The sequence below is a fragment of the Neobacillus drentensis genome (assembly GCF_036966985.1).
GTDB classification, from domain to species: Bacteria; Bacillota; Bacilli; order Bacillales; family Cytobacillaceae; genus Neobacillus; species Neobacillus drentensis_E.
The window spans coordinates 1,085-10,634 of the sequence record NZ_JBALSN010000043.1 but is presented as its reverse complement, the minus strand read 5'-3'; the positions used below and the strand labels follow the sequence as shown (position 1 = coordinate 10,634).

General features: G+C 38.1%; 7 protein-coding genes. All 7 read left to right on the top strand.

Features of this window, described 5'->3' with window-relative positions; translation table 11 throughout:
• The first annotated feature begins 26 nt into the window (after positions 1 to 26).
• The 7 genes from V7659_RS03070 (at position 27) to V7659_RS03040 (ending at position 9,402) form a co-directional block, all read left to right on the top strand.
• On the top strand, positions 27 to 251 hold the full coding sequence (locus tag V7659_RS03070; protein WP_335453103.1) for a FeoA family protein: 225 nt from the start codon (positions 27 to 29) through the stop codon (positions 249 to 251).
• Positions 251 to 2,254 carry a ferrous iron transport protein B gene (feoB, locus tag V7659_RS03065; protein ID WP_335538021.1) on the top strand — a complete coding sequence of 668 codons (2,004 nt, stop codon included), beginning with the start codon at positions 251 to 253 and terminating at the stop codon, positions 2,252 to 2,254. The genes V7659_RS03070 and feoB overlap by 1 nt, the downstream gene beginning before the upstream one ends.
• 21 nt (positions 2,255 to 2,275) lie before the next feature.
• Positions 2,276 to 2,431, top strand: a complete 156-nt coding sequence (locus tag V7659_RS03060; protein ID WP_283877925.1) for a FeoB-associated Cys-rich membrane protein — start codon at positions 2,276 to 2,278, stop codon at positions 2,429 to 2,431.
• A 110-nt stretch (positions 2,432 to 2,541) separates the two neighbouring features.
• On the top strand, positions 2,542 to 2,997 hold the full coding sequence (locus V7659_RS03055; RefSeq protein ID WP_335453110.1) for a helix-turn-helix transcriptional regulator: 456 nt from the start codon (positions 2,542 to 2,544) through the stop codon (positions 2,995 to 2,997).
• A gap of 128 nt (positions 2,998 to 3,125) precedes the next feature.
• Complete coding sequence (locus V7659_RS03050) at positions 3,126 to 5,168, top strand: transglycosylase domain-containing protein (protein WP_335538020.1); 2,043 nt, start codon at positions 3,126 to 3,128, stop codon at positions 5,166 to 5,168.
• Between the two features lie 464 nt (positions 5,169 to 5,632).
• On the top strand, positions 5,633 to 7,390 hold the full coding sequence (locus V7659_RS03045) for an ABC transporter ATP-binding protein (protein ID WP_335538018.1): 1,758 nt from the start codon (positions 5,633 to 5,635) through the stop codon (positions 7,388 to 7,390).
• The gene (locus V7659_RS03040) at positions 7,387 to 9,402 is read left to right on the top strand and encodes an ABC transporter ATP-binding protein (RefSeq protein WP_335538016.1); all 2,016 of its coding nucleotides are present in this window, start codon (positions 7,387 to 7,389) and stop codon (positions 9,400 to 9,402) included. Before V7659_RS03045 ends, V7659_RS03040 begins: the two co-directional genes overlap by 4 nt.
• Positions 9,403 to 9,550: the final 148 nt, after the last annotated feature.

Sequence of the window (9,550 nt, the reverse complement as noted above, 5' to 3'; positions counted from 1 at the left end):
CAATTAGCGAAGATAGGGTGATATACATGTTTGGTTCTTTAAAAGCAGGAGAAAAAGGGAAAATTATTGATATTTCACTAGTAGGTCACCTGGTTCAAAGACGTTTACTTGACTTAGGAATCACTGAAGGCTCAGAAGTGTGTGTGAAGTGTGTCATGCCATTTGGCGGTCCAGTAATGATTGAATCTTGCGGACAATGTGTAGGTATTCGCCGAAGAGAAGCAGTTCGAATTGAAGTGGAGAGAATATAATGGAATTCGCTCTAATCGGAAATCCCAATACAGGGAAAACTTCATTGTTTAATAATCTTACTGGTTCCTATGAGTATGTTGGTAACTGGAGCGGTGTAACCGTTGAAAAAAAAGTTGGGGTTTTTAAAAATAATATTGGTCATTTAATTGATTTACCTGGTGTGTATACACTTAATCCGTTATCGAAGGATGAAGGGGTAGTTACATCCTTCTTTCTTAATGAATCAGTGGACCGCCTGCTAAATATATTAGATGCTTCACAATTAGAACGAAATTTACATCTGACCTTGCAATTGCTAGAGTTTGAAAAACCAGCACTTATTGGACTTAATATGGTCGATGTAGCGAATAAACGTGGGATTCAGATAGATGCATCTAAACTTTCAAACCTTCTCGGAGTGCCAGTTGTTCCTGTTGTGGCAAGAAGTGGTAAGGGCTGTGATAAATTAGTTGATGTCATATCGACTCAATCAATCCAGCCTGCTAAAAAGAACCTTGTTTACTATGGTAAAGAGGTAGAAGCAGCAATTGTCGCTTTGACGGCTGAGATTAATGGCAAAACCGGCCTTTCTGGACGATTTCTAGCTATTCAATATTTTGAAGGAAATGAATATGTTAGAAATTATGTAAATAGTATTGTTGACGAACAAAAGCTAAATGAACTAATTGTTAACTTGGAGTCTACTTTACAAACACTTTACAATGTAAAATCATTAGCAAACTATATTTATCAAAAAAGAAGAGAAGTAATAGAAAAAATCGTCGTCGAAGTGGCTAAAAAAACTAACTTTGACATTCCACTTTCTGAAAAAATTGATATGATTGTTACCAATCGTTTTTTAGGAATGCCCATTTTCTTACTGCTTATGTATGTTATGTTTATGCTGACTTTTGATTGGCTCGGTACACCATTATCTGATGCTTTGGACGGTTTTTTAACAGGGCCAATTACGACAGGATTTGAGTCGGTTTTAACCGCCATTCATGCTTCAAGTTTTATTCATGCATTAATTATTGATGGATTAGTTGCTGGGGTAGGCGGTGTACTCGTATTTGTTCCGCAAATTTTTATCCTATTTTTCTTTATTTCTTTATTAGAAGATTCCGGGTACATGGCCCGTGTTGCATTGGTAATGGACCGAATTATGGAGTCAGTTGGGTTAAATGGGAAGGCGTTTATCCCTATGATGATTGGCTTCGGCTGTAATGTACCAGGAATAATGGCAGCCAGAACAATAGAGACACCACGGGAAAGGCTGGTAACCATATTGCTTACCCCATTAATGTCCTGTTCAGCACGATTGCCAGTGTATGCGTTATTTGTAGGAGCTTTTTTTGCAGGAAATAAGGCTTTAGTTGTGCTAAGTCTATATGTCCTTGGGATTGTAGTTGCATTGGTCTTGGCAAAGATCTTTTCGTCTACATTACTAAAATCGGAAACTTCATTATTTGTTATAGAACTGCCCCCTTACCGTCTTCCCCAGTTTCAATCACTGTGGAGGAGTACTTGGGATAAAGGAAAAGGGTTTGTTAGAAAAGCTGGAACATTTATTTTTGCAGGTTCTGTCTTTATCTGGTTATTATCTTATGCTGGCCCCAATGGTTTAAAGGTTGACATGGATGATAGTTATTTAGCCGCGATTGGGAATGTAATCGCCCCAATTTTTGATCCAATTGGATTTGGAACATGGCAGGCATCCGCCTCGTTAATTACAGGGTTCTTGGCAAAAGAGGCCATTATTTCTACCATGAATATAATTTATTTTGTTCCGAATGATGCAAGTTTGCAAGGGTTATTGGCGGACTATTATACTCCGCTTGCTGCCTATAGTTTCATGGTTTTCATTTTGTTATACATCCCATGCCTTGCGACAGTAGCAACTATCTATAAAGAAACAAATTCAAAAAAATGGACAGCTTTTTCTATGATTTATGCATTTGCAATTGCTTATGTGCTTTCTTTGATTATCTATCAAGGCGGCAAATTGTTAGGACTTGTTTAATTCTAGAAAGAGGTGAAGCAAATGATTGCCAATATTTTAATTGGAGCAGCTATTTTTGGATACGCGACATGGGCTTTAGTTAGGTTTATTAATAAATCGAAAAAAGGAAAATGCGGGGCATGCGATTTGAAAAATTCATGTTCTAGCAATTGCGGAATACCTCCCAAATCACTATAAATAATTGAAACTGCTATCTAAAAAGGTAGCAGTTTTTTGATGCTAGGATTTGAAGATTTAAGTAAACTAGTGTAAAATTACACTAGTTGTAATTGAAGGAAGGGCTTAATTTGACCAGAGATGAAATTATAATGCAGGTTTCTGAAAAGCTTCGCCTCATACGGACGGAAGTCGGCTATACACAGGATAAAATGGCAGACATTATTGGTGTCTCAAAGAAAACACTCGTTCAAATTGAGAAAGGTAGAGTCTTAGCCAACTGGTCTACTGTAGTATCGATTTGTGCACTATTTCGTGAAACTGAAACAGTTCAATTTCTATTTGGGAATGAGCCGCTTGAGGTGTTAGAAACGGTTGCCCGCGAAGGAATAGATATTCGGAAGTCAAAAACACTCGGCGGCCGGATTTGGTGGAGAGTTGTATCGAAAAAGAACGGGTATATTCTTCAACAAAATATTCTCAGTAAACATTTTCGGATTTTGGATGAAGAAAATTATCGGATTTTTAGCAGTATTGATGACAAGGTATCGAAACACCGTTTTAAAGAATTGACGAAAAATGAATAAATGACATGAAAAAGATGGGAATCCGCCATCTTTTTTCTTTTTTTTGGAATACTAAATATTGTCATAAAAACTCTCCCTATCTTCGAAAATTTACCGATGATAGATTATAGATAAAGGATGTTTTTCATTTGGTAATAAAAGAGAAAATTAAGACCATATTCAATAACTTGAAAAAGTGGCATTTGTTCCAAACTATTGTACTTTCCATGTTAATCATCATCTTAAGTTTTTTTGGACTACTTTATTATTTTTCCAAGGATGCAGATATATCAGGACTTAAGAACGAACTGCCACAGACTACCGTGATTTATGATGTGAATGAGGATGTAGCAAGTAAAGTGTCGGCGAATAAAAATGAAGGTGTCTCTATTAAGCAGGTTCCTGATTCAATGAAAAACGCAATAGTTGCTATTGAGGACCGTCGATTTTATCAACATAGCGGTGTGGATTTGATTGGGACATCAAGGGCGCTCATTCGAGACCTAAAAGCTAGAGGAATGGTTGAAGGAGGCAGCACCATAACGCAACAATTGACTAAGAATACACTTCTCACCTCCCAAAAAACCTTAAATAGAAAAATGGAGGAAGTTTTTTTAGCACTACAGATTGAACGGGAATATTCAAAGCCAGAAATCTTGCAAATGTATCTAAATCAAATTTATTTTGGAAATGGTGCATGGGGGATTAAAACGGCTGCAAGCAAATATTTTGCCAAAGAGGTTAGTGACCTATCGATCAGTGAATCTGCATTACTTGCAGGACTAATTAAAGCACCATCTGCCCTGAATCCTTATGAACATTTGGAAAAGGCGACAGAACGGCGAAATCTAGTATTAGTACAAATGAAGAAACAAGGGTATATTTCCGATTCTCAGTATGAAAAAGCCATTCATGAAAAAGTAATTTTGAATGATAAGGGCGGTGATCCGTTCCGAGGTAAATTTCCATACTATGTTGATCAGGTTTTAGAAGAGGCTATAAACTTATATGGATTATCACAGGATGAATTACTAACAGGCGGCTATCAAATTTTTACAGAACTTGAACCTGAAATGCAAACAGCCATGGAAGAGACCTATCAAAATGAATCCTTATTCCAAGAAGGAAAAGATACCCTAGTTCAGAGCGGTGGTGTCCTTTTAGATCCCAAGACAGGTGGAATTAAGGCAATTGTTGGCGGCAGGGGAAAACATACGTTTAGAGGTTATAATCGAGCCTCGCAATTAAAGGCTCAACCTGGTTCATCCTTTAAGCCATTAGCGGTTTATACACCTGCACTGGAAGAAGGTTGGAAGATGACTGATATGTTAAAAGATGAACCAATGACCTTTGGGAGTTATCAACCAAGTAATTACGATGATCAATATGCTGGTCAGGTGCCCATGTATGAAGCTGTAAAAGAATCAAAAAACGTATCTGCTGTTTGGCTGTTAAATGAACTTGGGATTGAAAAAGGATTAGATTCCATTAAGCGGTTCGGAATTTCATTGGACAAAAATGACCGTAATTTATCCCTTGCCTTAGGCGGTTTGCACAAAGGTGTCTCTCCTTTGAACATGGCTGAAGCTTTTTCTGTTTTTCCAAATAACGGAGTAAGAATGAAGGCCCATGCGATTAAGAAAATTGTTGATACTGACGGAAAGGTTGTTGCTGTCTGGAAAGCAAAAAAAGAAAGAGTCACTACCAAGGCTGTAACCGATAATATGACGACCATGCTCCTTGGAGTTGTGGAACAAGGTACAGGTCAGGCTGCGCAAATACCTGGCCGAGAAACGGCAGGAAAAACTGGTTCAACTCAGGTTCCAATCGAAGGAATAAATGGCTTGAAGGATCAATGGTTTGTTGGGTATACCCCGCAGCTGGTCGGGGCGATCTGGGTTGGTTACGATAAAACAGACAAGGAGCATTATATCACTCCTGTCAGCAATAAAGGTTCAGCAGTTGTTTTTCGGGAAGTTATGACGAAAGCATTAACGAATGAGCCTGTTGAAAGCTTTAATGTCCCGCATATCTCCACATTGATTGAAAAGAAAAAGCAAGATGAGGCTGCTAAGAATCGTTTTAATTTTCAAGAGAATTTTAATAACGAGGTTCAAAAGTGGGAAGAGAAATGGAATAAACAAAAGGAAAAATGGAGAAAGAGATGGAATGATAAGGGAAAAGGTCATTAATGGAATGATAAGGGAAAAGGTCATTAATGTTCCTCTATGTGACGAAAGCTATTCGAAACAATTCAGAAAAATGGGAATTGACTTTTAAAAGAACTGGTGATAACCTAACAAAGGAAGAAAAAAAAGGAAAGGGAGGGTTACAAAAATGACTACATTCAATGATGTTTCTTTAACAATTGAATATTTGGATGTAACCTGTCCTGAAGGAATTTCCTGTTAATTTTTCAATGTGAAATAATTGATTAATGACAAAAACACAGGTTACGTTTTATTTAATACGTGACGTGTGTTTTTTTGTCCCTTTTTTTAAAAGGAGGCATACTGCACTGGCGGTATGTCTTTTTTTATATTTCAAAACAAACTTGAGGGAGGAAATCTGGATGAGATATTTGGAATGGTCTTGGACAGGAAATACAGCAGGAGCAATAGACGGCGGATAGTAAAACATAAGGGGGAAGTCAGTTATGTTTGCGGTATTAAAAAAATTAAGTTGGTTCTTTAAAGAAAATTGGCAGCGATATGTCATCGCGATTACCCTATTAATTTTAGTCGGCATATTGGATGTGATTCCGCCTAAATTAATCGGATTGGCGATTGATGATATTCATGAAGGCAGTATAAGTAATAAGAAAATAATACAATACCTTGGCATTCTTTTGGCAATCATGGTTTCGTCCTATGCAATAACCTATATCTGGATGTACCGACTGTTTGGAGGAGCCTTCCTTGTAGAAAGGAAACTTAGGTCCAGGTTCGTTGCTCACTTACTAAAAATGACTCCGATATTCTACGAAAAGAATAGGACTGGAGATTTAATGGCGCGTGCGACTAATGATTTAAAGGCCATATCAATAACAGCAGGTTTTGGGATCCTGACACTCGTAGATTCAAGTGTATGGATGCTGACATTACTTTTAACGATGGGAATTTTAATTAGTTGGAAGTTAACGCTGGCGGCAATTATTCCGCTGCCAATTATGTCGATTTTAATGCAGATGTATGGAAAACGAATTCATACTCGCTTCATGGAAGCCCAAGATGCGTTTGGTGAACTGAATGACCGAGTACTTGAATCAGTTGCAGGAGTTAGAGTCATCCGTGCTTTTGTTCAAGAATCTGCAGATAGCAAGCGGTTTCATCAACTTACGGAGGATGTCTATCACAAGAACATTAACGTTGCAAGAATTGACGCATTATTCGATCCAACAATTAAGGTGCTTGTTGGTATTAGTTACTTAATTGGGCTCGGATATGGTGCCTATTTAGTTTTCCATCAATCGATCACATTGGGTAATCTTGTTTCATTTAATGTTTATCTAGGGATGCTGATCTGGCCCATGTTTGCAATTGGTGAGTTAATCAATGTGATGCAGAGGGGGAATGCATCACTTGACCGCGTAAATGAAACACTTAGCTATCAGGAGGAAGTCGTCAATCCTCTAAACCCGGTTTCGATACAACGTGCAGATCGAATTGATTATCGAAAGGTAACTTTTCGTTATCCCTCTTCTAAGAATGATAACCTTAATGAGATTGATGTTATGCTTCTCCAGGGGCAGACATTGGGTATTGTCGGTAAAACAGGTTCAGGAAAGACCACCTTTATTAAGCAGTTATTAAGACAATATCCACTAGGTGATGGAGAGGTAAACATATCAGGGGTATCTTTAGAGGAGCAAACCTTAAATCAAGTTCGCGACTGGATTGGTTATGTCCCTCAGGATCATGTACTGTTTTCTCGAAGTGTGAAAGAGAATATCCTCTTTGGCAGAAAAGATGCGAGTGATGAAGAATTAGAAGAGGCCATTGATTTAGCTGCGTTTCGAAAAGATCTGGCCCTCTTTCCAGCGGGATTAAGTACGCTCGTTGGAGAGAAGGGTGTGGCCTTATCAGGAGGGCAAAAACAACGGATCTCGATTGCACGCGCACTGATCAAAAATCCAGAAATCCTAATCCTCGATGATTCCTTATCGGCAGTTGATGCCAAAACAGAAAAACGAATCATTGATAATATTAGAAAGGTAAGAAATGACAAGACCACTATCATTACCACACATCGAATGTCCGCAGTCCAACATGCCGACCATATTATTGTTTTAGATGATGGCAAAATTGTCGAAGAAGGGACACATGAACAGCTTCTTGAACATGATGGGTGGTATAAGGAACAATTTATTCGCCAGCAGATTGCAGGGAAGATAGAGGAAGAGGTGCAAGCATGACAACAGGAAAACGATTAGCTAAATACGCCTTGTCGTATAAAAAAATTATTTTCGCAGCATTGATCATGCTGACCATTTCTGTCGTAACCGATCTCGCTGGCCCGTTTATTGCTAAAAATATTATTGATCAGCATATTTTAGGAATTGAATCTGTTTGGTATGAGACATCAAGTGGCAAAAAAGCAGTAAATTATGACGGGAAATTTTATAAAAGAGAAAAGTATGTATCTAGTAGTGAACAAAAGGGAAAGCAAATCCAAATTTTGCAGGTCGGTTTCAAGTTTGTTTTCATCGACGAAAAGCTTGAATTTGACGGAAAGCGGACCTTAAATGCCGGGACATTGGAGATAAAAAAGGGTGCTAGAAAGGTTGAATATCAGGCCAAGATCCTTAGGTTGTCTGAAATCTTAGCCTTTTATCAGCCTGAGATTCTCCCTATCGTTCAACTTTTAGCCATTTATTTTGGACTCTTGGTAGTATCAGCTGTTTTTCAGTACGGTGAACGGTTCTTATTGCAAAAATCTGCAAACCGCATCATTCAAAAAATGCGTGAAGATGTGTATGGACAGATTCAACGTCTGCCAATTAATTATTTTGATAACCTGCCTGCTGGTAAAGTAGTAGCAAGAATTACGAATGATACGGAGGCAATCCGTGAATTATATGTCACCGTTCTCGCCACCTTTTTTACAAGTTCTATTTATATTACTGGCATTTATGTGGCTTTGTTTATTTTAAACGTAAAGCTTGCAGCAATTTGTTTATTGTTATTGCCAATTATTTATGTATGGATGTTGATTTACCGTAAGTATGCTTCAAAATACAACCGTGTGATTCGATCGAAGAATAGTGAAATAAATGCAATGATTAATGAGTCAATCCAAGGGATGAGTATTATCCAAGCGTTCAGTCGCGAAAAAGAAACAAAAACAGATTTTGAGAAACTAAACCATGAGCATTTTACCTACCAGAATAAATTATTAAGTCTCAATTCATTAACCTCGCACAACCTTGTCGGAGTCCTAAGAAATCTTATTTTTGTAGCATTTATTTGGTATTTTGGCGGTCAGGCACTAAATACTTCTACGATCCTTTCACTAGGGATGCTGTATGCCTTTGTTGATTATATTAATCGGCTTTTCCAACCGGTGCAGGGGATTGTTAATCAATTGGCCAATCTAGAACTTGCTCTTGTGGCGGGAGAACGTGTATTTAAACTGATGGATGAACCTGGGGAAAATGTAAGTAGTGAGCGAATTGCTCGTTTTAAAGGAAATGTAATATTTGATCATGTATCATTTGGTTATAAAGACGGGGAATACGTTTTAAAGAATATTGATTTTGAAGCAAACCATGGTGAAACAGTTGCCCTAGTTGGCCACACGGGATCTGGAAAAAGTTCAATTATGAATTTACTTTTCCGTTTTTATGATTGTCAAAAGGGAAAAATTACGATTGATGGAAGAAATATTGAAACTATCCCCCGTCAATCTATCCGTAACCATATGGGAATTGTTTTGCAGGATCCCTATTTATTTACGGGAACCATAGCATCAAATGTAAGTCTTAATGATCCTGCGATAACCAAAGAAAAAGTAGAGAAAGCATTAAAGGATGTAGGGGCTGACAAGGTATTCAAGCATTTAGAAAATGGTTATGATGAGCCAGTACTTGAGAAAGGCAGTACCCTCTCAAGTGGGCAGCGGCAGATCATTTCCTTTGCACGAGCGCTGGCATTCAATCCAGCTATACTTATACTTGACGAAGCTACGTCAAGTATTGATACAGAAACGGAAACTGTGATTCAAGAGGCAATGGAAGTTCTGAAAAAAGGGCGGACCACCTTTATCATTGCCCACCGGTTATCAACGATCCGTAACGCTGACCAAATCATTGTTTTAGACCGCGGGATGATTGTTGAAAAGGGCACACATGATCAATTAATGGAGAAAAAAGGGAAATATTATCAAATGTATGAACTTCAGCAGGGCAACACAGATTTGGCTGGCTAGAAAAACTTTACGCGAATTCTGGAACTTGGACGCCTCTATTTTAGGTTAGGTCTTTATCTTCTTTAAGTATGATGACCTTTTTCAATAGTTAGTCGGAAGAATATGGTCATCATCGTCCTTATGATGACCTTTTTCTCTGGTTAGTCGG

Bases quoted from the DNA above. Each gene is read 5' to 3' on its own strand.
- V7659_RS03070 (WP_335453103.1), top strand. From the start codon at position 27: ATGTTTGGTTCTTTAAAAGCAGGAGAAAAAGGGAAAATTATTGATATT.
- feoB (WP_335538021.1), top strand. From the start codon at position 251: ATGGAATTCGCTCTAATCGGAAATCCCAATACAGGGAAAACTTCATTG.
- V7659_RS03060 (WP_283877925.1), top strand. From the start codon at position 2,276: ATGATTGCCAATATTTTAATTGGAGCAGCTATTTTTGGATACGCGACA.
- V7659_RS03045 (WP_335538018.1), top strand. From the start codon at position 5,633: ATGTTTGCGGTATTAAAAAAATTAAGTTGGTTCTTTAAAGAAAATTGG.
- V7659_RS03040 (WP_335538016.1), top strand. From the start codon at position 7,387: ATGACAACAGGAAAACGATTAGCTAAATACGCCTTGTCGTATAAAAAA.